The 21,124-nt window shown below is 63.2% G+C and carries 32 protein-coding genes; 1 reads left to right on the top strand and 31 read right to left on the bottom strand.

Going from position 1 to position 21,124, the window contains the following annotated elements; genetic code table 11:
* The first annotated feature begins 26 nt into the window (after positions 1–26).
* On the top strand, positions 27–1,004 hold the full coding sequence (locus LRP30_RS24240; protein ID WP_128940590.1) for a tripartite tricarboxylate transporter substrate binding protein: 978 nt from the start codon (positions 27–29) through the stop codon (positions 1,002–1,004).
* Between the two features lie 81 nt (positions 1,005–1,085).
* Here the strand turns inward: LRP30_RS24240 and rplQ are convergent, their stop codons facing one another.
* The 31 genes from rplQ to rpsL form a co-directional block, all read right to left on the bottom strand.
* A complete protein-coding gene (gene rplQ / locus LRP30_RS24245; RefSeq protein ID WP_080137232.1) occupies positions 1,086–1,502 on the bottom strand; it encodes a 50S ribosomal protein L17 in 417 nt (138 codons plus the stop codon).
* Between the two features lie 120 nt (positions 1,503–1,622).
* Entirely contained in the window at positions 1,623–2,654 is a 1,032-nt protein-coding gene (locus LRP30_RS24250) for a DNA-directed RNA polymerase subunit alpha (RefSeq protein ID WP_091894736.1), read from the bottom strand.
* Positions 2,655–2,766: 112 nt separating this feature from the next.
* Complete coding sequence (rpsK, locus tag LRP30_RS24255; protein ID WP_007603045.1) at positions 2,767–3,156, bottom strand: 30S ribosomal protein S11; 390 nt, start codon at positions 3,154–3,156, stop codon at positions 2,767–2,769.
* 123 nt (positions 3,157–3,279) lie between these two features.
* The gene (gene rpsM / locus LRP30_RS24260; RefSeq protein ID WP_027574068.1) at positions 3,280–3,648 is read right to left on the bottom strand and encodes a 30S ribosomal protein S13; all 369 of its coding nucleotides are present in this window, start codon (positions 3,646–3,648) and stop codon (positions 3,280–3,282) included.
* Positions 3,649–3,834: 186 nt separating this feature from the next.
* On the bottom strand, positions 3,835–4,692 hold the full coding sequence (locus tag LRP30_RS24265) for an adenylate kinase (RefSeq protein ID WP_249756536.1): 858 nt from the start codon (positions 4,690–4,692) through the stop codon (positions 3,835–3,837).
* Positions 4,693–4,967: 275 nt separating this feature from the next.
* A complete protein-coding gene (gene secY / locus LRP30_RS24270) occupies positions 4,968–6,299 on the bottom strand; it encodes a preprotein translocase subunit SecY (protein WP_091894740.1) in 1,332 nt (443 codons plus the stop codon).
* A 149-nt stretch (positions 6,300–6,448) separates the two neighbouring features.
* Positions 6,449–6,934, bottom strand: coding sequence for a 50S ribosomal protein L15 (rplO, locus tag LRP30_RS24275; RefSeq protein WP_008549236.1), 486 nt, complete (start codon positions 6,932–6,934; stop codon positions 6,449–6,451).
* Between the two features lie 75 nt (positions 6,935–7,009).
* The gene (gene rpmD, locus LRP30_RS24280; protein ID WP_011088137.1) at positions 7,010–7,204 is read right to left on the bottom strand and encodes a 50S ribosomal protein L30; all 195 of its coding nucleotides are present in this window, start codon (positions 7,202–7,204) and stop codon (positions 7,010–7,012) included.
* 25 nt (positions 7,205–7,229) lie between these two features.
* The gene (rpsE, locus tag LRP30_RS24285; protein ID WP_014494507.1) at positions 7,230–7,826 is read right to left on the bottom strand and encodes a 30S ribosomal protein S5; all 597 of its coding nucleotides are present in this window, start codon (positions 7,824–7,826) and stop codon (positions 7,230–7,232) included.
* A 47-nt stretch (positions 7,827–7,873) separates the two neighbouring features.
* The gene (gene rplR, locus LRP30_RS24290; protein WP_080137236.1) at positions 7,874–8,236 is read right to left on the bottom strand and encodes a 50S ribosomal protein L18; all 363 of its coding nucleotides are present in this window, start codon (positions 8,234–8,236) and stop codon (positions 7,874–7,876) included.
* 11 nt (positions 8,237–8,247) lie between these two features.
* Positions 8,248–8,781 carry a 50S ribosomal protein L6 gene (gene rplF, locus LRP30_RS24295; RefSeq protein WP_128933135.1) on the bottom strand — a complete coding sequence of 178 codons (534 nt, stop codon included), beginning with the start codon at positions 8,779–8,781 and terminating at the stop codon, positions 8,248–8,250.
* Between the two features lie 16 nt (positions 8,782–8,797).
* Positions 8,798–9,196, bottom strand: coding sequence for a 30S ribosomal protein S8 (gene rpsH / locus LRP30_RS24300; protein WP_008549240.1), 399 nt, complete (start codon positions 9,194–9,196; stop codon positions 8,798–8,800).
* A gap of 14 nt (positions 9,197–9,210) precedes the next feature.
* Positions 9,211–9,516, bottom strand: a complete 306-nt coding sequence (gene rpsN, locus LRP30_RS24305; RefSeq protein ID WP_091894744.1) for a 30S ribosomal protein S14 — start codon at positions 9,514–9,516, stop codon at positions 9,211–9,213.
* A gap of 46 nt (positions 9,517–9,562) precedes the next feature.
* Positions 9,563–10,120 (bottom strand): 50S ribosomal protein L5, encoded by a 558-nt coding sequence (rplE, locus tag LRP30_RS24310; RefSeq protein ID WP_036017455.1) that lies wholly within the window; start codon positions 10,118–10,120, stop codon positions 9,563–9,565.
* Positions 10,113–10,427: a 50S ribosomal protein L24 gene (rplX, locus tag LRP30_RS24315; protein ID WP_024342453.1), complete on the bottom strand. Its 315-nt coding sequence runs from the start codon at positions 10,425–10,427 to the stop codon at positions 10,113–10,115. The genes rplE and rplX overlap by 8 nt, the downstream gene beginning before the upstream one ends.
* Positions 10,427–10,795 carry a 50S ribosomal protein L14 gene (rplN, locus tag LRP30_RS24320; protein ID WP_008549246.1) on the bottom strand — a complete coding sequence of 123 codons (369 nt, stop codon included), beginning with the start codon at positions 10,793–10,795 and terminating at the stop codon, positions 10,427–10,429. Before rplN ends, rplX begins: the two co-directional genes overlap by 1 nt.
* 84 nt (positions 10,796–10,879) lie before the next feature.
* Positions 10,880–11,128 (bottom strand): 30S ribosomal protein S17, encoded by a 249-nt coding sequence (rpsQ, locus tag LRP30_RS24325; RefSeq protein ID WP_008549247.1) that lies wholly within the window; start codon positions 11,126–11,128, stop codon positions 10,880–10,882.
* A 13-nt stretch (positions 11,129–11,141) separates the two neighbouring features.
* Positions 11,142–11,348: a 50S ribosomal protein L29 gene (gene rpmC, locus LRP30_RS24330; protein WP_011088144.1), complete on the bottom strand. Its 207-nt coding sequence runs from the start codon at positions 11,346–11,348 to the stop codon at positions 11,142–11,144.
* A 5-nt stretch (positions 11,349–11,353) separates the two neighbouring features.
* Entirely contained in the window at positions 11,354–11,767 is a 414-nt protein-coding gene (gene rplP, locus LRP30_RS24335; RefSeq protein ID WP_008136349.1) for a 50S ribosomal protein L16, read from the bottom strand.
* A 30-nt stretch (positions 11,768–11,797) separates the two neighbouring features.
* Complete coding sequence (gene rpsC, locus LRP30_RS24340) at positions 11,798–12,523, bottom strand: 30S ribosomal protein S3 (protein WP_014494500.1); 726 nt, start codon at positions 12,521–12,523, stop codon at positions 11,798–11,800.
* 17 nt (positions 12,524–12,540) lie between these two features.
* The gene (rplV, locus tag LRP30_RS24345; RefSeq protein WP_008549264.1) at positions 12,541–12,927 is read right to left on the bottom strand and encodes a 50S ribosomal protein L22; all 387 of its coding nucleotides are present in this window, start codon (positions 12,925–12,927) and stop codon (positions 12,541–12,543) included.
* 10 nt (positions 12,928–12,937) lie between these two features.
* Entirely contained in the window at positions 12,938–13,216 is a 279-nt protein-coding gene (gene rpsS / locus LRP30_RS24350; RefSeq protein ID WP_008136357.1) for a 30S ribosomal protein S19, read from the bottom strand.
* A gap of 12 nt (positions 13,217–13,228) precedes the next feature.
* Entirely contained in the window at positions 13,229–14,062 is an 834-nt protein-coding gene (rplB, locus tag LRP30_RS24355) for a 50S ribosomal protein L2 (RefSeq protein WP_060736369.1), read from the bottom strand.
* A 12-nt stretch (positions 14,063–14,074) separates the two neighbouring features.
* A complete protein-coding gene (locus LRP30_RS24360) occupies positions 14,075–14,377 on the bottom strand; it encodes a 50S ribosomal protein L23 (protein WP_018647244.1) in 303 nt (100 codons plus the stop codon).
* Positions 14,374–14,994: a 50S ribosomal protein L4 gene (gene rplD / locus LRP30_RS24365; RefSeq protein ID WP_249756537.1), complete on the bottom strand. Its 621-nt coding sequence runs from the start codon at positions 14,992–14,994 to the stop codon at positions 14,374–14,376. The genes LRP30_RS24360 and rplD overlap by 4 nt, the downstream gene beginning before the upstream one ends.
* Before the next feature lies 1 nt (position 14,995).
* Entirely contained in the window at positions 14,996–15,709 is a 714-nt protein-coding gene (gene rplC, locus LRP30_RS24370) for a 50S ribosomal protein L3 (protein ID WP_249756538.1), read from the bottom strand.
* Positions 15,710–15,807: 98 nt separating this feature from the next.
* Positions 15,808–16,116 (bottom strand): 30S ribosomal protein S10, encoded by a 309-nt coding sequence (rpsJ, locus tag LRP30_RS24375; RefSeq protein WP_002712302.1) that lies wholly within the window; start codon positions 16,114–16,116, stop codon positions 15,808–15,810.
* Positions 16,117–16,195: 79 nt separating this feature from the next.
* Positions 16,196–17,386: an elongation factor Tu gene (gene tuf / locus LRP30_RS24380; RefSeq protein WP_027574053.1), complete on the bottom strand. Its 1,191-nt coding sequence runs from the start codon at positions 17,384–17,386 to the stop codon at positions 16,196–16,198.
* Between the two features lie 40 nt (positions 17,387–17,426).
* A complete protein-coding gene (gene fusA, locus LRP30_RS24385) occupies positions 17,427–19,499 on the bottom strand; it encodes an elongation factor G (protein WP_128933132.1) in 2,073 nt (690 codons plus the stop codon).
* Positions 19,500–19,532: 33 nt separating this feature from the next.
* Entirely contained in the window at positions 19,533–20,003 is a 471-nt protein-coding gene (gene rpsG, locus LRP30_RS24390; protein WP_008136420.1) for a 30S ribosomal protein S7, read from the bottom strand.
* A 15-nt stretch (positions 20,004–20,018) separates the two neighbouring features.
* Positions 20,019–20,390 (bottom strand): 30S ribosomal protein S12, encoded by a 372-nt coding sequence (rpsL, locus tag LRP30_RS24395; protein ID WP_007603006.1) that lies wholly within the window; start codon positions 20,388–20,390, stop codon positions 20,019–20,021.
* Positions 20,391–21,124: the final 734 nt, after the last annotated feature.

Below are 21,124 nucleotides of genomic sequence, written 5' to 3' on the forward strand. Positions count from 1 at the left end.
TCATGTGAACACGGAAGGACCTTGCGATGAAAAGAACGGCCCTCACTGTTGCGCTCGGGTTGCTGGGTCTGATCAGCGGCAATTCTCTCGCGCAGGCCCAAGCGGTCTATCCGGAAAAACCATTGCAATTGATCGTCCCCTTCCCGCCCGGCGGCGCCTCCGACGTGGTCGCGCGCATCATTGGCGGCGAACTGGAGACGCGTCTCGGCAAGCCCGTGATCATCATGAACCGCCCCGGTGGCGGCACCACGATCGCGGCCAAGGAAGTCGCGCGCTCGGCGCCCGACGGATACACCGTGTTCTTCAGCTCGAATTCGAGCTTCACGCTGCCGGCGGCCGTCAAAGAAAGCGTGCCTTACGACGCGGCCAAGGATTTCGAGCCGCTCGGTCAGGTGGGCAAGATCACGCTGGCGCTGGTCACTTACAAGGACAACCCGATCAAAGACGTGGCTGCGCTCGTCACCGAGGCGAAGGCCAATCCCGACAAGCTGTCGCTGGCGTCGTTCGGCGTTGCGACCGTCTCGCATTTCGCCGGCGAGCTGTTCAAATCGGCCGCCGGAATCAAGATGGTCCACCTGCCCTACAAGGGCAGTGCGCCGGCGATGAACGACCTTATCGGCAAGCACATTCAGTACCACGTCGACACAGTGATCGCCGTGAAGCCGCAGATCGAGGCAGGCACCGTCAAAGTGCTCGCCGTGTTCTCGGCCAAGCGGACGCCGTTCCTGCCTGACGTGCCGACGCTCGCCGAGCTCGGCTATGGCAACATCGACTTCGCCTCATGGGGCGCGGTGGTCGCGCCCAAGGGGCTGCCGCCGGCCGTTCGTGACAAGCTGACGGCAACGCTGGAGGATACGATCAACAGCCCATCCGTGGCCGAACGCTTCGCCAAGGTCGGGTTCGAGCCCGGCTTTGCGCGCTACAGCGATTGGGCGGGAGCCATCGGCAAGGAGACCGCTGAAATGAAGGACATCGCGCAAAAGGCGGGGATCAAGGAGGAATAGTCCTTCCGACGCGCCCTATTCCTCGAAACAAAAACGGCGCCCAGAAGGGCGCCGTTTTCAATCCGTATCTGCCGATCCGGCTTACGCCGCCTCGGCTTCCTTCTCCTGCACCGGACCCGAATCCTGGCCCTTGGCGTCGACGTCGCGATCAACGAACTCGATCACGGCCATCGCGGCGTTGTCGCCGTAGCGGAAGCCGGCCTTGATGATGCGGGTGTAGCCGCCCTGGCGGTCCTTGTAGCGGGTCGCGAGCGTGTCGAACAGCTTCTTGACCATGTCGACGTCGCGCAGCTCCGCGATCGCCTGGCGGCGCAGCGACAGGCCGCCCTTCTTGCCGAGGGTGACGAGCTTCTCGACGATCGGGCGAAGCTCCTTGGCCTTGGGCAGCGTGGTGACGATCTGCTCGTGCTTGATCAGTGCGGCCGCCATGTTGGCGAACATCGCCTTGCGGTGCTCGGCGGTGCGGTTGAGCTTCCGATGAACCTTGCCGTGACGCATGTGTGTAGTCCTTACTTTAAAACTGCCGCGACGGTTCGTCGGACATGTTGCTCAGGTGGGCTGCCTGCGTTCGCCCATGAAAATAACGGCCGGAGAGCCCGGCCGTCACGGTGAAGTCGATCAGTAGTGATCTTCGAAGCGCTTGGCGAGCTCGTCGATGTTCTCCGGCGGCCAGCCCGGCACTTCCATGCCGAGGTGCAGACCCATCTGGGCCAGCACTTCCTTGATCTCGTTCAGCGACTTGCGGCCGAAGTTCGGGGTGCGGAGCATTTCGGCTTCCGACTTCTGCACGAGGTCGCCGATATAGACGATGTTGTCGTTCTTCAAGCAGTTGGCCGAACGCACCGACAGCTCGAGCTCGTCCACCTTCTTGAGGAAGGCCGGGTTGAAGGCGAGGTCCGGGATGATCTCCTGGGCGACTTCCTTGCGCGGCTCTTCGAAATTGACGAAGACGTTGAGCTGATCCTGCAGGATGCGCGCGGCGTAGGCCACCGAGTCATCCGGCGAGATCGCGCCGTTGGTCTCGATCGTCATGGTCAGCTTGTCGTAGTCGAGGATCTGGCCCTCGCGGGTGTTCTCGACCTTGTAGGAGACCTTGCGGACCGGCGAGTAGAGGCTGTCGACCGGGATCAGACCGATCGGCGCATCCTCGGGGCGGTTGCGCTCGGCGGGCACGTAGCCCTTGCCGGTCGAGACCGTGAACTCCATGCGGATCTCCGCGCCCTCGTCGAGGGTGCAGATCTGCAGGTCCGGGTTGAGCACGGTGACATCGCCGACGGTCTGGATGTCGCCGGCGGTGACGACGCCCGGCCCCTGCTTCTTCACGACCATGCGCTTGGGGCCTTCGCCCTGCATCTTGATCGAGATGTCCTTGATGTTGAGCACGATGTCGGTGACGTCCTCACGGACGCCCGCAATCGAGGAGAACTCGTGCAGCACGCCGTCGATATGCACCGACTGCACTGCCGCGCCCTGAAGCGAGGAGAGCAGGATGCGGCGCAGGGCGTTGCCGAGGGTCTGGCCGAAGCCGCGCTCGAGCGGCTCGGCGACGATGGTCGCGAAACGCGAGGGATCGCTGCCGGGGGACACCTGGAGCTTGTTCGGCCGAATCAGTTCTTGCCAATTTTTCTGGATCGTCACTGTTTCACCCATACAGGCCAGCCAATTTGACAGTTCAAATACTGGCGTTGGAGAAAGGCCGCAGAGCATTCCCGCGGCTTCTTAGAAAAGTCGTCGCGGGCGCCGATGCGCCCGCAACCTCGTATCAAACGCGCCGACGCTTGCGGGGACGGCAACCGTTGTGCGGGATCGTGGTCACGTCGCGGATCGAGGTGACGGTGAAGCCCGCGGCCTGGAGTGCGCGGAGCGCCGACTCACGGCCCGAGCCGGGGCCGGCGACTTCGACTTCCAGCGTGCGCATGCCGTGCTCTTGCGCCTTCTTCGAGACGTCTTCCGCGGCAACCTGCGCGGCGTACGGGGTCGACTTGCGCGAGCCCTTGAAGCCCATCGTGCCGGCGGAGGACCAGGCAATGGTGTTGCCCTGCGCGTCGGTGATGGTGATGGTCGTGTTGTTGAACGACGAGTTCACGTGCGCGACGCCGGAGGCGATGTTCTTGCGCTCACGACGACGAACGCGGGTGGCTTCCTTGCCCATTGAGTACCTTTCCTGGAGATCTCAAACGCCGCCGTAATGCCAGCGGCTACACCTGTGGAACGAAAGGCGCGCGGCGAACGGGTCATCCCCTGTTCGCCGCACGCCGCGACTGAGTTCGAAAACTTACTTCTTCTTGCCGGCGATGGCCTTGGCCGGGCCCTTGCGCGTGCGCGCGTTGGTGTGGGTGCGCTGACCGCGCACCGGCAGACCGCGACGATGACGCAGGCCGCGATAGCAGCCGAGGTCCATCAGACGCTTGATGTTGATACCGACCTCACGACGCAGATCGCCCTCGACGAGATAGTCGCGGTCGATCACTTCGCGGATCTGGAGCACTTCGGCGTCGCTGAGCTGATTGACGCGACGATCTTCGGGGATCTTCACCTTCTCCATGATGTCACCGGCGATCTTCGGGCCGATGCCATGGATGTACTGGAGCGCGATCAGCACGCGCTTGTTGGTGGGAATGTTCACGCCGGCAATACGGGCCACGGCCTTCTCTCCTGTCGCCGATCCTCGTCAGGATCGGGCTTTAAGTGCTTGCTTTCTCGGGCAGGTGTTCACAAACGCGAACACGACGCCCACCCCCCCGGTCTTCCTGGGGCCCGGCATCGTCTGAAACTATCCGACTTGGATGCGGGCTTATTAAGGGATTCCAGGGGCTTTCGTCAACCGCTGCTAGCGTTTGGCTCGCTTTTTCGTGACCTTTTTTGCGGCCTTTTTGACACCCTTTTTGAGAGCCTTCTTGGCGGTCTTTTTGGCTGCCTTCTTTGCCGTCTTCTTGGTTGCCTTCCCTGTGCCCTTCACGGCCTTCTTGGCGGACTTTTTAGGGGATTTGGCGGCCTTTTTGGTCGTTTTCGCCGGTTTTACGGCCGCCTTCTTCCCCGCCTTGGCCTTCTTGGCCGGGGCCGTCTTGGCCGCACTTCTGGCATGGGTCTTGGGCTCGACCGCCCCAAGCGCCAGGAGCAGGCGGTGGATGGCACGGGTGACCTCGTCGATGGCCATCATGCCGTCGATGGTCGAGAGCTTCCGCCGCTCGGAATAGTAGTGAATCAGCGGTTCCGTCTGGCTGCGGTAGCTGGCGAGGCGCTTCGTCAGGACCTCCGGGGTGTCGTCGACCCGGACCTCCTCGCCGCGCTCACGCATCTGGGCGACGCGGGTCTCGACGCGGTTCAAGAGCGCGCTTTCATTGACACGCAGCTCGATCACCGCATCAAGCTTGAGATGCTTGTGCTTGAGCAGTTCGTCCAGCGCCTCAGCCTGCGGCACTGTGCGCGGGAAACCGTCGAGGATGAAACCGTTCTTGGCATCCGCTTGGTCGATTCGGTCGGAGATGATTCCGACCACGATCTCGTCGGGCACGAGGCCGCCGCTGGCCATGATCTCCTTGGCCTTCAGCCCGACCGGCGTTCCGGCTGCTACGGCCGCGCGCAGCATCTCGCCGGTCGAGAGCTGGACGATGCCATAGCGCTGCACCAAGAGCTGCGCCTGAGTCCCCTTGCCCGACCCCGGCGGTCCCAGAAGTATAATTCTCATCGGCGTACGCCCCCCGGATTGGTGAGCGATACGTCGCGCACCTGTGTTTGAAGATATCAAGGACAGTGCAAACCATAATCGGCGCTGCACCGCCACCCATATCATAGGGGAGCGGATGGGCAGACGCCAAGAAGGGCTTTGAAATCTGTGATTGAGCTGCAGTGAGAGCAGCTCTGCCGATGCGGCCGATGGCTGGCTGGTGCCGTGCAGGCGCCGCGCGTTGCTGGCACGGCGAATCGGCGGCGCAATCGCGCCGCCTTCAGGGGACGCCGCGCTTAGCGGCGGCGGCCGCGCAGTTTCGACTTGCGGATCAGGCCTTCGTACTGATGCGCCAGCAGATAGCCCTGCACCTGCGCCACCGTGTCCATGGTGACGCTGACGACGATCAGCAGCGAGGTGCCGCCGAAGTAGAACGGCACCGAGGCGTAGGAGATCAGGATCTCCGGGATCAAGCAGACGATCGCCAGATAAATCGCACCTAACACGGTGATACGCGACAGCACGTAGTCGATGTATTCGGCGGTGCGCTCGCCGGGGCGAATGCCCGGAATGAAGCCGCCATGCTTCTTCAGATTGTCCGCGGTCTCGGTCGGGTTGAACACGATCGCGGTGTAGAAGAACGCGAAGAACACGATCAGCGCCAGATACATGATCAGGAACAGCGGACGGCCGTGGCCGAGCTGGGTGGTGATCCACTGGAACCATTCCGGCCCGCTGCCGGCGTTGAAGTTCGCAACGGTTGTCGGCAGCAGCAGCAGCGAGGATGCGAAGATCGGCGGGATCACGCCCGAGGTGTTGAGCTTGAGCGGCAGATGCGAGGACTGGCCCTCGAACATCTTGTTGCCGACCTGGCGCTTCGGATACTGGATCAGCAGGCGGCGCTGCGCGCGCTCCATGAACACGATGAAGGCAATCACGGCGACTGCCATGATGATGACGACCAGGATCAGACCGGTCGACATCGCACCCTGACGGCCGAGTTCGAGCATGTTGGCGAGCGCGGCGGGCAGCTCGGCGACGATGCCGGCGAGAATGATCAGCGAGATGCCGTTGCCGATGCCGCGCGAGGTGATCTGCTCGCCCAGCCACATCAGGAACATGGTGCCGCCGGTCAGCGTGATCGCCGTCGACAGGCGGAAGAACATGCCGGGATCACTGACGACGTTGCCGGCGCCCTCGAGGCCCACCGCGATACCGTAGGACTGAAACGCGGCCAGGATGACGGTGAGATAACGCGTGTACTGGTTCAGCGTCTTGCGGCCAGCCTCGCCTTCCTTCTTCAGCGCCTCGAGCTGCGGCGAGACGGTGGTCAGGAGCTGGATGATGATCGAAGCCGAGATGTACGGCATGATGTTCAGCGCGAAGATCGCCATGCGGTGGATGCCGCCGCCGGCGAACATGTTGAACATGCCGAGGATGCCGCCCGCCTGGGACCGGAACACCTGTTCCCAGATGTTGGGATCGATGCCGGGCAGCGGGATGTAGGTGCCGAGCCGATAAACGAGTAGCGCACCCAGGGTGAACCAGATGCGCTTCTTCAGTTCGTCGGCCTTGGCAAACGCGCCGAAATTGAGATTGGCTGCCAGTTGTTCCGCTGCAGAGACCATCTTGGACTTTCTCCCGCCGCCTGTTGCGCCGTCATGCCCGCGGCCGGGCTACTTTAGCGGACGCCGGACATTATCTGGGGCTCGGCTTCGATAAGTCCATCGTCCCGCATGCGTAAAGGCCCGCGAGGCGCGGGCCGATGACGCAGTTGTTACGCCGCCTCGCCTTCTTCCTTGGCAGGGGCGAGGATCTTCACCGAACCGCCGGCCTTCTCGACCGCCGCGATCGCGGTCTTGGAGGCGCCGTGCACTTCAATGTTGAGCTTGGACTTGAGCTCGCCGCGGCCGAGCAGCCGCAGACCGGCCTTGGCGCGGCGCAGCACGCCGCCCTTCACCAGGGCCTCGACGTTCACGACGCTGCCGGCGTCGATCTTCTTGGCATCGACCGCTTCCTGGAGCCGGTCGAGATTGATCTCGGCGAACTCGACGCGGAAGATGTTGTTGAAGCCGCGCTTGGGCAGACGGCGATGCATCGGCATCTGGCCGCCTTCGAAACCCTTGATGCGCACGCCCGAACGCGCGGTCTGGCCCTTGCCGCCGCGGCCGGACTGCTTGCCCTTGCCCGAACCGATGCCGCGGCCGACGCGCATACGCTTCTTGCGCGAGCCGGCGTTGTCGGCGATATCGCTGAGCTTCATCGCCCTTCTCCTTGTGTCTTGCGCACGATCTTCACCGAAACCGGGTGCCCGCTTTTCGGGATCCTGCGCCGCTTCTTACTTCTCGTCGACGATGCGGACGAGATGGTGAACCTTCTCGATCATGCCGCGGACCGCGGGGGTATCCGGCAGTTCGCTGGTGCGGCCGATCTTGTTGAGCTTGAGCCCGATCAGCGTCGAGCGCTGCGAGTGATGGCGGCGGATCGCGCTGCCAGTCTGCTCGAGCTTGATCGTCTTTGCGGCCTTGGCCATGGGAGTCTACTCCGAAAAGCTTCCGTTAGTCGGCAGCCGCCTCGGCGTCACCGCCGATACGACGGGACTGGAGGGTGGACACCTTGATGTTGCGGCGGGCAGCGACCGAGCGCGGCGAATCCTGATGCTTCAGCGCGTCGAAGGTCGCGCGAACCATGTTGTACGGGTTCGACGAGCCGATCGACTTCGCCACCACGTCCTGGACGCCGAGCGTCTCGAACACGGCGCGCATCGGGCCGCCGGCGATGATGCCGGTACCGGCCGGGGCGGCACGCAGGTAGACACGGCCCGCGCCATGACGGCCGGCGATGTCGTGATGGAGCGTGCGGCCCTCGCGCAGCGACACGCGGGTCAAGTTGCGCTTGGCGGATTCGGTCGCCTTGCGGATCGCCTCAGGCACTTCGCGCGCCTTGCCGTGACCGAAGCCGGCGCGGCCCTTCTGATCGCCGATCACGACCAGCGCTGCGAAACCGAAGCGCTTGCCACCCTTGACGACCTTGGCCACGCGGTTGATGTGGACGAGCTTGTCGACGAACTCGCTGTCGCGCTCCTCGCGCTCCCTGCGTTCACGTCCGCCGCCGCGTTGATCGCGTCCACCACGTTGTTCGCGTTCAGCTGCCATGGTTTTTCCAATCCTTCAGAGGCTTACGCCTCAATCCTCAAATTCTGTTAGAAGCTCAGCCCGCTCTCACGCGCCGCGTCGGCAAGAGCCTTGACGCGCCCGTGATAGAGATAGCCGCCGCGATCGAACACGACTTCCTTGACGCCCTTCTCCACCGCGCGCTCGGCGAGCAGCTTGCCGACCGCCTTCGCCGCATCGATGTCGGCGCCGGTCTTGCCGCCGTCGCGCATCGACTTCTCGAGCGACGAGGCAGAGGCTAGCGTCTCGCCCTTGAGGTCGTCGATGACCTGGGCGTAGATGTGCTTGGACGAGCGGAACACCGATAGGCGCGGACGGCCGCCACCGGAGCGGCGCAGCTTCAGCCGCACACTCCGCTTGCGCCGGGCATTCGTAACCTTGGCTTTCGACATGACCGGCTCCGTTACTTCTTCTTGCCTTCCTTGCGGAAGATGAATTCGCCAACATACTTCACACCCTTGCCCTTATAGGGCTCCGGCGGGCGATAGGCGCGGATCTCGGCCGCAACCTGGCCGACGCGCTGGATGTCGCTGCCTGACACGGTGATTTCGGTGGGCTTCGGCACGGCGATCGTGATGCCTTCCGGGATCGGATAGATCACGTCATGGCTGTAGCCGAGCGCCAGCTGGAGGTTCTTGCCCTGCATCGCAGCGCGGTAACCGACGCCGGTGATCTCGAGCTTCTTCTCGAAGCCCTTGGTGACACCTTCGACCAGATTAGCGACCTGGGCGCGAGCGGTGCCGTACAGGGCCCGCGCGCGGTTGGTCTCTGCCCGCGGCTTGACCTTGATCTGGCCGCTCTCGAGCTTCACCTCGACGTCGTCATGGACGACGAACTGAAGCTGGCCCTTTGGCCCCTTCATCTTGACGGTCTGGCCGTCGACGGTCGCGGTAACACCCGACGGAACCGCCACAGGCTTTTTGCCAACACGTGACATGGATGAAAAATCCTTCTCAGAACACCGTGAAGAGGACTTCACCGCCCACATTCGCGTCGCGCGCGCTGTGGTCGGCCATGATCCCCTTCGGCGTCGACAACACCGAAATGCCGAGCCCGTTGTTGACCCGCGGCAGAGCCTTCACCGAGGCGTAAACGCGACGCCCGGGCTTGGAAACACGTTCGATCTCGCGGATGACGGGCTCGCCGTCGAAATACTTCAGCTCGATCTCGATCTCGCTGCGGCCCGAGGGATGCTCGAGCGTGGCGTAACCGCGGATGTAGCCCTCGGACTTCAGGACCTCGAGCACGTTCTCGCGCATCTTCGAGCCGGGCGTGGAGACCTTGGTCTTGGAGCGCATCTGCGCGTTGCGGATGCGGGTGATCAGATCGCTGATTGGATCGTGCGTAGACATCTAAACGACCCTCCTTACCAGCTCGACTTCACGAGGCCCGGGACCATGCCCCTGGAGCCAAGGTCGCGCAGCGCGATACGGGACAGCTTGTTCTTGCGATAATTCGAGCGCGGGCGGCCCGACAGCTCGCAACGCATGCGGATGCGGGTCGCCGACGAGTTGCGCGGCATTTCCGCCAGCTTCAACGTCGCAGCGAAGCGCTCTTCCATCGGCAGCTTCTTGTCGGCGATGATCGCCTTCAACCGCTCGCGCTTGGCGGCGGCGTTCTTCACCATCCGCTTGCGCCGGTTGTTCTTCTCGACTGAACTCTTCTTTGCCATGCTTGGCTCCTGGGTATCCGCGTTTGAGAGGCTCTAGGTCAGCGTCTCACTGCCGGAACGGGAAATTGAAAGCGGTCAACAAGGCCCTCGCCTCTTCGTCGGTCTTGGCCGTGGTGCAGACGGTGATGTCCATACCGCGGGCTTCCGCGACCTTGTCGAAGTCGATCTCGGGGAAAATGATGTGCTCCTTGATACCGAGCGAATAGTTGCCACGACCGTCGAAGCTCTTCGGGTTCAGGCCGCGGAAGTCGCGGACGCGCGGCAGCGCGACATTCACCAGGCGATCGATGAACTCGTACATGCGGGCCTTGCGCAGCGTGACCTTGCAGCCGATCGGCTGGTTCTCACGCAGCTTGAAGGTCGCGATCGCGATGCGCGAATAGGTCACGATCGCCTTCTGGCCGGCGATCTGGGTCAATTCGGCAGCGGCGGTCTCGGCCTTCTTGCGGTCGTTGACGGAATCGCCAACGCCCATGTTCAGCACGACCTTGTCCAGACGCGGAACCTGCATGACGTTCTCGTAACCGAACTTCTCGGTCAGAGCCGTGCGGATCTTCGCATCATATTCCGCGCGCAGGCGCGGCGTGTAAGCGGCCTCAGCCATCGATCTCAGCTCCCGAGCTCTTGGCGATGCGGACCTTCTTGCCGTCCGCCAGAATCTTGAATCCGATGCGGGTCGGCTTTCCGTCCTTGCCGACATACGCGATGTTGGACAGTTGGATCGGCGCCTCTTTCGAGATGATGCCGCCCTCCTGGGCCTGCGTCTGCTTCTGGTGACGCTTCACCATGTTGATGCCGCGCACGAGCGCGGTGCCGGCGTCGGGGCGCACCTCGAACACCTCGCCGGTGCGGCCCTTATCGCGACCGGTTAGCACGACGACCTTGTCGCCCTTGCGGATCTTCGCAGCCATCACAGCACCTCCGGCGCGAGCGAAATGATCTTCATGTGGTTCTTGGCGCGCAGTTCGCGCGGCACGGGCCCGAAGATACGGGTGCCGACCGGCTCGGCCTGGTTGTTGATCAGGACGGCGGCGTTGCGGTCGAAGCGGATGACCGAACCGTCGGCGCGGCGGATGTCCTTGCGGACGCGCACCACGACGGCCTTCATCACGTCGCCCTTCTTCACCTTGCCACGCGGGATAGCTTCCTTGATCGAGACGACGATGATGTCGCCGATCGTCGCGTAGCGGCGCTTGGAGCCTCCCAGCACCTTGATACACATGACACGGCGTGCGCCAGAATTGTCGGCCACGTCGAGGTTGGTCTGCATCTGAATCATTGATGCACCTCGTCCTCTTTCTCTTTGCGCCAGCCCAGCCGGCGCTCAACATTTCCCTGAAATCAGTCGGCTAAAGCCAACAGATCAGGCGCTTTTCTTGTGCTCGCCCCGGATCACGACCCAGCGCTTCAACTTCGAAATCGGCTTCGATTCCTCGATCCACACCACGTCGCCCGGCTTGAACTGGTTGCTCTCGTCGTGCGCGTGATAATTCTTCGAACGGCGGATCGTCTTCTTGTAGATCGGGTGCGTGAAACGGCGATCGACGCGCACCACGATGGTCTTGGCTTGCTTGTCGCTGACGACCACGCCCTGCAAAGTACGTTTCGGCATCTTCGTAAGCCTCTTACTTCTTCTTGGCGCGCGTCTGCGCGGCGACGGTCTTGATCCGGGCGATGTCACGGCGGGCCTCGCGCAGGCGCGAGGTGTTCTCGAGCTGCCCGGTGGCGCGCTGGAAGCGCAGATTGAAGCGCTCCTTCTTCAGGTTCAGGATGGCGTCATCCTGCTGGTCGGGGCTCATCGCGCGGATGTCTTCGATCTTCATCTGGGCCATGGCCATTACTCCGCAATGCGCTCGACGAAGCGCGTCTTGATCGGCAGCTTGGCGGCCGCCAGGGTCAACGCCTCACGCGCGGTCTGGGTGTTGACGCCGTCGATCTCGAACAGCACCCGGCCCGGCTTGACGCGCGCGACCCACAGTTCCGGCGAGCCCTTGCCGGAGCCCATGCGGACTTCGGCCGGCTTCTTCGACACCGGAACGTCGGGGAACACGCGGATCCAGACGCGGCCGGCGCGCTTCATGTGGCGGGTCAGCGCGCGGCGGGCGGCTTCGATCTGGCGCGCGGTGACGCGCTCGGGTTCGGTCGCCTTCAGGCCGAACTGGCCGAACGCCAACGTCGCGCCCGAAGACGCAACGCCGTGGATGCGGCCCTTATGCGCCTTCCGGAACTTCGTTTTCTTAGGTTGCATCATGGCTTTAAGCCCTCAAATTCTTGGTGCAGATCAGGCTGCAGCCGTATCGCGGCGCTGACGGCCACCACGATCACCACTGCCGCCCGTCTCGCCCTCGGCCATTCTCTTGTCCTGGGCCATCGGATCGTGCTCGAGGATCTCACCCTTGAAGATCCAGACCTTGACGCCGCAGGTGCCGAAGGTCGTGAACGCGGTCGCAACGCCGTAGTCGATGTCGGCGCGCAGCGTGTGCAGCGGCACGCGACCTTCGCGGTACCACTCCATGCGCGCGATTTCCGCGCCGCCCAGGCGTCCCGAGCAGTTGATGCGGATGCCTTCCGCGCCGAGACGCATCGCCGACTGCACGGCGCGCTTCATGGCACGGCGGAACGCCACGCGGCGCTCGAGCTGCTGCGCGATCGACTCGGCCACCAGCGTCGCATCGAGCTCAGGCTTGCGGATCTCGACGATGTTGATGACGACGTCGGACGAGGTGATGTCCGCGACCTTCTTGCGCAGCTTGTCGATGTCGGCGCCCTTCTTGCCGATCACCACGCCCGGACGGGCCGAGTGGATGGTGACGCGGCACTTCTTGTGCGGACGTTCGATCACGATGCGGGCGACGGCGGCCTGCTTGAGCTCCTTGTGCAGGATCTCGCGGATCTTGACGTCCTCGTGCAGCAGCTTGCCGTATTCCTGCTTGCCGGCGAACCAGCGGGAATCCCAGGTCCGGTTGATGCCGAGACGCAGACCGATCGGATTGATCTTTTGACCCATCGTGTTCTCCTGCGCCCTTAAGCGGCTGCTTCGGCTTCGACCTGACGAACGATGATCGTCAGCTGCGAAAATGGTTTGTAGACACGGCCCGAGCGGCCACGGCCGCGGGCGGCGAAGCGCTTCATCACGAGGCCGTTGCCGACGAAGGCCTGCGCCACGACGAGATCATCGACGTCGAGATCGTGGTTGTTCTCGGCATTGGCGATAGCCGATTCCAGGCACTTCTTCACGTCGACCGCGATCCGCTTGCGCGAAAACTGCAGGTCGGCGAGCGCGGCAGACGCCTTCCGGCCGCGAATGAGCTGGGCGACCAGATTGAGCTTCTGCGGGCTCACCCGCAGCATCCGGGCGACCGCCTTGGCCTCGTTGTCGGCGAGGCTCCGTTCGCGCTTAGGTTTGCTCATCGTTTAATCCTCAAGCCTTCTTGGCTTTCTTGTCGCCGGAATGGCCATGGAAGGTCCGGGTCGGCGAGAACTCGCCGAACTTGTGACCGACCATTTCCTCGTTGACGGCCACCGGCACGTGCTTCTGACCGTTGTAGACGCCGAAGGTCAGGCCGACGAACTGCGGCAGGATCGTCGAGCGACGGCTCCAGATCTTGATGACGTCGTGACGGCCGGACGCGCGCGCGGCATCTGCCTTCTTGAGCAGAGAACCCTCGACGAACGGGCCTTTCCAGACTGAACGAACCATGTCCGGCGTTCCTTACTTCTTCCGCTTGTGGCGGCTTAGGAGAATGAATTTGTTGGTCGACTTGTTGGTGCGGGTCTTCTTGCCCTTGGTCGGCTTGCCCCACGGGGTGACCGGGTGGCGACCGCCCGAGGTACGACCTTCACCACCGCCGTGCGGATGGTCGATCGGGTTCATCGCGACACCGCGGTTGTGCGGGCGACGGCCCATCCAACGCTTGCGGCCGGCCTTGCCGATCGAGGTGTTCATGTGATCCGGGTTCGACACGGCGCCGATCGTGCCGCGGCACCGGCCGTGGACCAGACGCTGCTCGCCCGAGTTCAGGCGGATGATGACGTAGTCCTGGTCACGACCGACGAGCTGGGCGTAGGTGCCCGCGGAACGGGCGAGCTGGCCGCCCTTCCCGATCTTGACCTCGATGTTGTGGATGATCGTGCCGACCGGCATGTTGCCGAGCGGCATGACGTTGCCCGGCTTCACGTCGACATAGTTGCCGGCGATGATGGTGTCACCCACGGCCAGGCGCTGCGGCGCCAGGATGTAGGCCTGCTCGCCGTCCTGATACTTGATCAGGGCGATGAAGCCGGTGCGGTTGGGATCATACTCCAGCCGCTCGACGGTCGCGGGGACGTCGACCTTCTCGCGCTTGAAGTCGACGGTGCGCAGCGTCTGCTTGTGACCGCCGCCGCGGAAGCGCACGGTGATGCGGCCGGTGTTGTTGCGACCGCCCGAGGACTTCTTGCCCTCGGTGAGCGCCTTCAGCGGCTTGCCCTTGTACAGGGCCGAACGATCGACCATGACCAGCTGGCGCTGGCCCGGCGTCGTGGGATTGAATGTCTTCAGTGCCATCGTCGTACGACCTTACAGACCGGTGGTGACGTCGATCCGGTGGCCCTCTTCGAGGGTCACGATCGCGCGCTTGGTGTTCGACTGCGAACCGAGATTACCGCGGAAGGCCTTGACCTTGCCCTTGCGGACCAGTGTGTTGACGCTCTTGACCTTGACGTCGAACAGCTTCTCGATCGCTTCCTTGATCTGCGGCTTGGTTGCCTTCGCGGCCACCTTGAACAGCACCTTGTTGTGCTCCGAAGCGATCGTCGCCTTTTCGGTCACGACCGGCGACAGGATCACGTCGTAGTGGCGAGGCTCGATGTTCTTCGTCATTTGAAGCGCGCCTCCAGCGCATCGATGGCGGCCTTGGTCAGAACGAGCTTCTGACGGCGCAGGATGTCATAGACGTTGATGCCCTGGATCGGCAGCACGTCCATGTTCGGGATGTTGCGGGCCGCCGCGGCAAAGCCGTTGTTGAGCTCCGCGCCATCGATGATCAGCGCGTTGGTGAGCCCCAGGTCCGAGAAGTGACCGAGCAGCGCCTTGGTCTTGGCGGTTTCCAGCGCGGCCTTCTCGATCACGACGAGATCGCCGTCCTTGGCCTTGGCCGAGAGCGCATGCTTCAGCGCCAGCGCGCGGACCTTCTTCGGCAGGTCGGTGGCGTGCGAGCGCACCACCGGACCGAAGGCACGGCCACCGCCGCGGAACTGCGGCACGCGGGCCGAGCCGTGACGAGCACCGCCGGTGCCCTTCTGCTTGTACATCTTCTTGCCGGTGCGCCAGATCTCGGCGCGACCCTTGGCCTTGTGCGTGCCGGCCTGGCGCTTGTTGAGCTGCCACTGCACGCAGCGCGCGATGATGTCCTCGCGCGGCTCGAGGCCGAAAATGGCGTCGGACAGCTGGACCGAGCCGGCTTCCTTACCTTCGAGGGTGGTGACCTTCAATTCCATCTCACGCCTCCTGCGCAGCCGGAGCGGATTCCGCGTCGCCAGCAACCTTGAACTTGCCGGGCTTCGGAGCTTCCTTCGGCAGCGGCTTCTTGACGGCGTCGCGCACGCGGATCCAGCCGCCCTTGGAGCCGGGAACGGCGCCTTCGACGAGGATCAGGCCGCGCTCGACATCGGTCTGGACGACACGAAGATTGAGCGTGGTGATGCGATCGACACCCATGTGGCCGGGCATCTTCTTGTTCTTCCAGGTCTTGCCGGGGTCCTGACGGCCACCGGTCGAACCGATCGAGCGGTGCGAGATCGACACACCGTGCGTGGCGCGCAGACCGCCGAAGTTCCAGCGCTTCATACCGCCGGCAAAGCCCTTACCGACCGAGGTGCCGGTGACGTCGACGAACTGGCCGACGACGAAGTGATCGGCCTGGATCTCGGCGCCGACCGGGATCATGGCATCCGCGGTGACGCGGAATTCCTCGACCCGGCGCTTCGGCTCGACCTTGGCGACGGCGAACTGGCCGCGCTCGGCCTTGGGCATGTAAACGGTCTTGCGGCTGCCAGAACCGAGCTGGAGCGCGACGTAACCGTTCTTCTCTTCGGTGCGGTGGCCTACGACCTGGCAATTGCCGAGCTTCAGCACGGTCACGGGGATATGTTCGCCGGCCTCCGTGAAGACCCGCGTCATCCCGACCTTTTGTGCGATCACTCCGGAGCGCATCGGCTTGCTTCCTGTTCTTTCTGTCCTTGCGGACTAGCTAATCTTCGTTGTGAGCAAGACCCGGTCCGAAAACCGTTGCCCACTTTTCGGGGTCTTGCTCAGAGCTTGATCTCGACGTCGACACCGGCAGCCAGATCGAGCTTCATCAAAGCATCGACGGTCTGCGGGGTCGGATCGACGATGTCGAGCAGGCGCTTGTGAGTGCGCATCTCGAACTGTTCGCGGCTCTTCTTGTCGACGTGGGGCGAACGGTTGACGGTGAACTTCTCGATGCGGGTGGGCAGCGGAATGGGTCCGCGGACCTGCGCGCCGGTGCGCTTCGCCGTGTTCACGATCTCACGGGTCGACGTATCGAGGATACGATGGTCGAACGCCTTGAGACGGATACGAATGTTTTGGCCGTTCATTGCCGTGCTTTCTTTAGTGGGTGGCGAGTAGCGAGTAGCGAATGTCACCATTCGCTACTCGCCGTCCCTATTCTCGTAATTACTCGATGATCGAGGCGACGACGCCGGCGCCGACGGTGCGGCCGCCTTCGCGGATCGCGAACCGGAGCTTCTCTTCCATCGCGATCGGCACGATCAGATGCACTTCCATCGCGATGTTGTCGCCCGGCATCACCATCTCGGTGCCTTCCGGCAGGTGCACGACACCGGTCACGTCGGTGGTGCGGAAGTAGAACTGCGGACGGTAGTTGGTGAAGAACGGGGTGTGGCGACCGCCCTCTTCCTTGGTGAGGATGTAGGCCTCAGCCTTGAACTTGGTGTGCGGCTTGACAGAACCGGGCTTGGCCAGAACCTGGCCGCGCTCGACGTCCTCACGCTTGGTACCGCGGAGCAGCGCGCCGATGTTGTCGCCGGCCTGGCCCTGATCGAGCAGCTTGCGGAACATTTCGACGCCGGTGACGGTGGTCTTCTGGGTCGCACGCAGACCGACGATCTCGATTTCCTCGCCGACCTTGACGACGCCGCGCTCGACACGGCCGGTCACGACGGTGCCGCGGCCCGAGATCGAGAACACGTCTTCAACCGGCATCAGGAACGGCTGGTCGATCGGACGCTCCGGCTGCGGGATGTACTCGTCGACGTTGCGCATCAGCTCGAGGATGGCATCGTGGCCGAGCTTCTTGTCCGAATCTTCGAGAGCGGCGAGCGCCGAACCCTTGATGATCGGGATCTTGTCGCCAGGGAATTCGTACTTCGAGAGCAGCTCGCGGACTTCGAGCTCGACGAGCTCGAGCAGCTCCGGATCGTCGACCATGTCGCACTTGTTGAGGAACACGACCAGCGCGGGCACGCCGACCTGGCGGGCGAGCAGGATGTGCTCGCGGGTCTGCGGCATCGGGCCGTCAGCGGCCGACACGACCAGGATCGCACCGTCCATCTGCGCGGCGCCGGTGATCATGTTCTTGACGTAGTCGGCGTGGCCGGGGCAGTCGACGTGGGCGTAGTGGCGGTTCGTGGTCTCGTACTCGACGTGGGCGGTCGAGATGGTGATGCCGCGAGCCTTCTCTTCCGGCGCCTTGTCGATCTGATCGTACGCGGTGAACGTCGCGCCGCCGGTCTCGGCGAGGATCTTGGTGATCGCCGCGGTCAGCGACGTCTTGCCATGGTCCACGTGACCGATGGTGCCGATGTTGCAGTGCGGCTTGGTACGTTCAAACTTTGCTTTGGCCATTTGACTCTCCGTTCAATCGTCAGCTTGAGACCGACGACAATCAGGCAAACTTCTTCTGGACTTCTGCCGACACGTTGGCCGGCGCTTCTGCGTAGTGATCGAACTGCATGGTGAAGGTCGCGCGACCCTGGCTCATCGAGCGCAGATTGTTCACGTAACCGAACATGTTCATGAGCGGCACCATCGCGTTGATGACGTTGGCGTTGCCGCGCATGTCCTGCCCCTGGATCTGACCGCGCCGGGAGTTCAGGTCGCCGATGACCGAGCCGGTGTAGTCTTCCGGGGTCACCACTTCGACCTTCATGATCGGCTCGAGCAGGACGGACTTGCCCATCTGCAGCGCTTCGCGGAAGCAGGCGCGCGAGGCGATTTCGAAGGCGAGCGCCGACGAGTCGACGTCGTGATACTTGCCGTCGACGAGCTGCACCTTGACGTCGACCACAGGGAAGCCCGCGACCACGCCGGACGACAGCACGCTCTCCAGGCCCTTCTCGACGCCGGGGATATATTCCTTCGGCACCGCGCCGCCGACGATCTTCGATTCGAACTCGTAGCCCTTGCCGGGCTCGTTCGGCTCGACGATGAACGACACGGCCGCGAACTGGCCGGTACCGCCGGTCTGCTTCTTGTGGGTGTAGCTGTGCTCGACCCGCTTGGTGACGCGCTCACGGAAGGCCACCTGCGGCGCACCGATGTTGGCGTCGACTTTGTAGGTGCGCTTGAGGATGTCGACCTTGATGTCGAGATGGAGTTCGCCCATGCCCTTGAGGATGGTCTGGCCGGACTCGTGGTCGGTCGACACGCGGAAGGACGGATCCTCCGCGGCGAGCTTGGCCAGCGCCACGCCCAACTTCTCCTGGTCGGCCTTGGACTTCGGCTCGATCGCGATCTCGATGACCGGCTCGGGGAATTCCATCTTCTCCAGGATCACCTGCTTGTCGGGATCGCACAACGTGTCACCGGTGCGCGCTTCCTTCAGGCCGGCCAGCGCGACGATGTCGCCGGCATAGGCTTCCTTGATGTCTTCGCGGTTGTTCGCATGCATCAGCAGCATGCGCCCGATCCGCTCCTTCTTTTCGCGGGTCGAGTTCACGACGCCGGTGCCGCTCTGCAGAACGCCGGAGTAAATGCGGCAGAAGGTGATGGTGCCGACGAACGGGTCGTCCATGATCTTGAACGCGAGCAGCGCCAGGGGCTCTTTGTCGTCCGCCTTGCGCACGACTTCGTTGCCCTTGTCGTCGGTGCCCTTGATCGCGGGCACGTCGAGCGGCGACGGCAGGTAGTCGACGACGGCGTCGAGCAGCGGCTGCACGCCCTTGTTCTTGAAGGCCGAACCGCACAGCACGGGATAGAACGCACCGGTCAGCACTGCCTTGCGGATCAGGCGCTTGAGGGTCGCCTCGTCCGGCTCCTTGCCGTCGAGATAGGCGGCCATGGCGTCGTCGTCGAGCTCGACGGCGGCTTCCACCATCTTCTCGCGGTATTCCTTGGCCTGGTCGACCAGGTCTTCCGGAATGTCGACATAGTCGAACTTCGCGCCGAGCGCTTCATCGTTCCAGACGACGCCCTTCATCTTCACGAGGTCGACGAGACCCTTGAAGTTGTTCTCGGCACCGATCGGAAGCTGGATCGCGACGGGCTTGGCGCCCAGACGGTCAACGATGTCGGACAGGCACTTGAAGAAGTCCGCACCGATCTTGTCCATCTTGTTGGCGAAGACGATGCGCGGAACCTTGTACTTGTCACCCTGGCGCCAGACGGTCTCGGTCTGGGGCTCAACGCCCTGGTTCGAGTCGAGCACGCAGACGGCGCCGTCGAGCACGCGCAGCGAACGCTCGACTTCGATGGTGAAGTCGACGTGGCCGGGAGTGTCGATGATGTTCAGGCGCTTGCCGGCCCAGAAGGCGGTGGTCGCAGCCGAGGTGATCGTGATGCCACGCTCCTGCTCCTGCTCCATCCAGTCCATCGTCGCGGCACCTTCGTGCACTTCGCCGATCTTGTGGCTCTTGCCGGTGTAGTAGAGGATGCGCTCAGTCGTCGTCGTCTTGCCGGCGTCGATATGCGCCATGATACCGAAGTTACGGTAGTCCTCGATGGCATGTTGGCGGGGCATGGGGTGTTCCTTGCGAGTCCGTTTGTTTCGCCGTTACCAGCGATAGTGCGAGAAGGCGCGGTTGGCTTCCGCCATCCGGTGCACGTCTTCACGCTTCTTGACGGCGTTCCCACGGTTGTTCGACGCATCCAGCAGCTCAGCCGAGAGCCGCTCGGTCATGGTCTTCTCGTTGCGCTCGCGCGCGGCCGAGATCAGCCAGCGGATGCCCAGCGCCTGACGGCGGGTCGAGCGAACCTCGACCGGCACCTGGTAGGTCGCGCCGCCGACGCGGCGGGAGCGAACCTCGATCGTCGGCATGACGTTCTCGAGCGCCTGCTCGAACACGCCGAGCGGGTTCTGCTTGGTCTTGGATTCGATGATGCCGAACGCACCGTAGACGATACCTTCCGCGACCGACTTCTTGCCGGCGTACATCACCGAGTTCATGAACTTCGTGACGATGATGTTCCCGAACTTCGGATCGGGAAGAACTTCGCGCTTTTCCGCTGAGTGGCGACGAGACATTGAGCTGGTTCCCGCTTACTTCGGACGCTTCGCGCCGTACTTCGAACGACGCTGCTTACGGTTCTTGACGCCCTGGGTATCCAGAACGCCGCGGAGGATGTGGTAGCGCACGCCGGGCAAGTCCTTGACGCGGCCACCGCGGATCATGACCACCGAGTGCTCCTGGAGGTTATGACCCTCGCCGGGGATGTAGCCGATCACCTCGAAGCCGTTGGTCAAGCGCACCTTGGCGACCTTACGAAGCGCCGAGTTCGGCTTCTTCGGGGTCGTGGTGTAGACGCGAGTGCAAACACCACGCTTCTGCGGCGACTGCTGCAGCGCCGGCACCTTCTTGCGCGACTTCTGCACTTCCCGCGGTTGAGCGATCAGCTGGTTGATCGTCGGCATCCTGGCCTTACCCTTTGTTCTAGCGCAGACCCTTCCGGATCCGCTTTCTTGCCGCAGCCCGTTGCCGGGACCGCAAATTCTGCTCGAGCTACCTGCCCGACGAGGCCGCCCTGCGCGGATCAATCCGCGCAAAGCGAAATTGCGCCAACCGCTCCATCAACGAGCGGAAAGCGCTTCGACGCCACAGAGGACCGCAGTAGTTAGACCGGTCAGCACAATGCCGCGGCCCGCGCACTGAGGTCATGCATCCGAGTTCGATCTCATGAGAACGTGCTCAAGAGAACTAAAATCGCACTGGCATTGCCTAGCTATGATCGACAGCGTTTGAGCGGCATTCGTCGAGGTTGGTGCCCGCCTTTACGACCCTTGTGGATCTAGTCCTTGGGGATCAAACGGGTGGCCCGTTCCGACGCTGGCGATGCTCACCGCCTGTCGTTAAGTGAGGCGCTTTCTATAAGTGAGAATCGGTCAAGTCAAGGTGAAACGACAGTCACAAAGCGCTTCAGGAGCCTGCAAAAATAGCCTCTTGGCCGCCTCCCCGCGCCTGCCTGAGATGGGGACGAAGCGCTTGGTTTGTCAGATCCGAACGAAATTATACCCGGGCGAAATGTAGTTTTATTATCAAAACTGAGGCCTTTTTCCTGCCAATGCACAAATCAGCCGGCTGGCGGCGGCTTTCCAGCTTCCCTGGCGTGCCGCGATGCCCGGTCTCGCGGGGATTTCGGCAGCACTGG

It is taken from the genome of Bradyrhizobium sp. C-145 (genome assembly GCF_023375135.1).
Classification (GTDB): Bacteria; Pseudomonadota; Alphaproteobacteria; order Rhizobiales; family Xanthobacteraceae; genus Bradyrhizobium; species Bradyrhizobium zhanjiangense.

Coding starts and splice junctions, on each gene's coding strand:
- rpsH (WP_008549240.1), bottom strand. CDS start 9,196: ATGTCTACGCACGATCCAATCAGCGATCTGATCACCCGCATCCGCAAC.
- rplF (WP_128933135.1), bottom strand. CDS start 8,781: ATGTCACGTGTTGGCAAAAAGCCTGTGGCGGTTCCGTCGGGTGTTACC.
- rpmC (WP_011088144.1), bottom strand. CDS start 11,348: ATGGCCCAGATGAAGATCGAAGACATCCGCGCGATGAGCCCCGACCAG.
- rpmD (WP_011088137.1), bottom strand. CDS start 7,204: ATGGCCAAGGCCGCAAAGACGATCAAGCTCGAGCAGACTGGCAGCGCG.
- rpsS (WP_008136357.1), bottom strand. CDS start 13,216: ATGGTTCGTTCAGTCTGGAAAGGCCCGTTCGTCGAGGGTTCTCTGCTC.
- LRP30_RS24250 (WP_091894736.1), bottom strand. CDS start 2,654: ATGGGTGAAACAGTGACGATCCAGAAAAATTGGCAAGAACTGATTCGG.
- secY (WP_091894740.1), bottom strand. CDS start 6,299: ATGGTCTCTGCAGCGGAACAACTGGCAGCCAATCTCAATTTCGGCGCG.
- LRP30_RS24360 (WP_018647244.1), bottom strand. CDS start 14,377: ATGACGAAGAACATCGAGCCTCGCCACTACGACGTGATCCTGTCGCCG.
- rpsJ (WP_002712302.1), bottom strand. CDS start 16,116: ATGAACGGCCAAAACATTCGTATCCGTCTCAAGGCGTTCGACCATCGT.
- rpsC (WP_014494500.1), bottom strand. CDS start 12,523: ATGGGTCAAAAGATCAATCCGATCGGTCTGCGTCTCGGCATCAACCGG.
- LRP30_RS24265 (WP_249756536.1), bottom strand. CDS start 4,692: ATGAGAATTATACTTCTGGGACCGCCGGGGTCGGGCAAGGGGACTCAG.
- rpsK (WP_007603045.1), bottom strand. CDS start 3,156: ATGGGCAAGGAAGCCACCCGCGTTCGTCGTCGTGAGCGCAAGAACATC.
- rplQ (WP_080137232.1), bottom strand. CDS start 1,502: ATGCGTCACGGCAAGGTTCATCGGAAGCTCAACCGCACCGCCGAGCAC.
- rplC (WP_249756538.1), bottom strand. CDS start 15,709: ATGCGCTCCGGAGTGATCGCACAAAAGGTCGGGATGACGCGGGTCTTC.
- rplB (WP_060736369.1), bottom strand. CDS start 14,062: ATGGCACTGAAGACATTCAATCCCACGACGCCGGGCCAGCGCCAGCTG.
- rpsE (WP_014494507.1), bottom strand. CDS start 7,826: ATGGCAGCTGAACGCGAACAACGTGGTGGACGCGATCAACGCGGCGGC.
- tuf (WP_027574053.1), bottom strand. CDS start 17,386: ATGGCCAAAGCAAAGTTTGAACGTACCAAGCCGCACTGCAACATCGGC.
- LRP30_RS24240 (WP_128940590.1), top strand. CDS start 27: ATGAAAAGAACGGCCCTCACTGTTGCGCTCGGGTTGCTGGGTCTGATC.
- rpsG (WP_008136420.1), bottom strand. CDS start 20,003: ATGTCTCGTCGCCACTCAGCGGAAAAGCGCGAAGTTCTTCCCGATCCG.
- rplE (WP_036017455.1), bottom strand. CDS start 10,120: ATGGCTGAGGCCGCTTACACGCCGCGCCTGCGCGCGGAATATGATGCG.
- rplV (WP_008549264.1), bottom strand. CDS start 12,927: ATGAGCAAACCTAAGCGCGAACGGAGCCTCGCCGACAACGAGGCCAAG.
- rplO (WP_008549236.1), bottom strand. CDS start 6,934: ATGAAGCTCAGCGATATCGCCGACAACGCCGGCTCGCGCAAGAAGCGT.
- rplN (WP_008549246.1), bottom strand. CDS start 10,795: ATGATTCAGATGCAGACCAACCTCGACGTGGCCGACAATTCTGGCGCA.
- rpsL (WP_007603006.1), bottom strand. CDS start 20,390: ATGCCGACGATCAACCAGCTGATCGCTCAACCGCGGGAAGTGCAGAAG.
- rpsN (WP_091894744.1), bottom strand. CDS start 9,516: ATGGCAAAGAAGAGTTCAGTCGAGAAGAACAACCGGCGCAAGCGGATG.
- fusA (WP_128933132.1), bottom strand. CDS start 19,499: ATGCCCCGCCAACATGCCATCGAGGACTACCGTAACTTCGGTATCATG.
- rplD (WP_249756537.1), bottom strand. CDS start 14,994: ATGGAATTGAAGGTCACCACCCTCGAAGGTAAGGAAGCCGGCTCGGTC.
- rpsQ (WP_008549247.1), bottom strand. CDS start 11,128: ATGCCGAAACGTACTTTGCAGGGCGTGGTCGTCAGCGACAAGCAAGCC.
- rplP (WP_008136349.1), bottom strand. CDS start 11,767: ATGATGCAACCTAAGAAAACGAAGTTCCGGAAGGCGCATAAGGGCCGC.
- rplR (WP_080137236.1), bottom strand. CDS start 8,236: ATGTCGAAAGCCAAGGTTACGAATGCCCGGCGCAAGCGGAGTGTGCGG.
- rplX (WP_024342453.1), bottom strand. CDS start 10,427: ATGGCTGCGAAGATCCGCAAGGGCGACAAGGTCGTCGTGCTAACCGGT.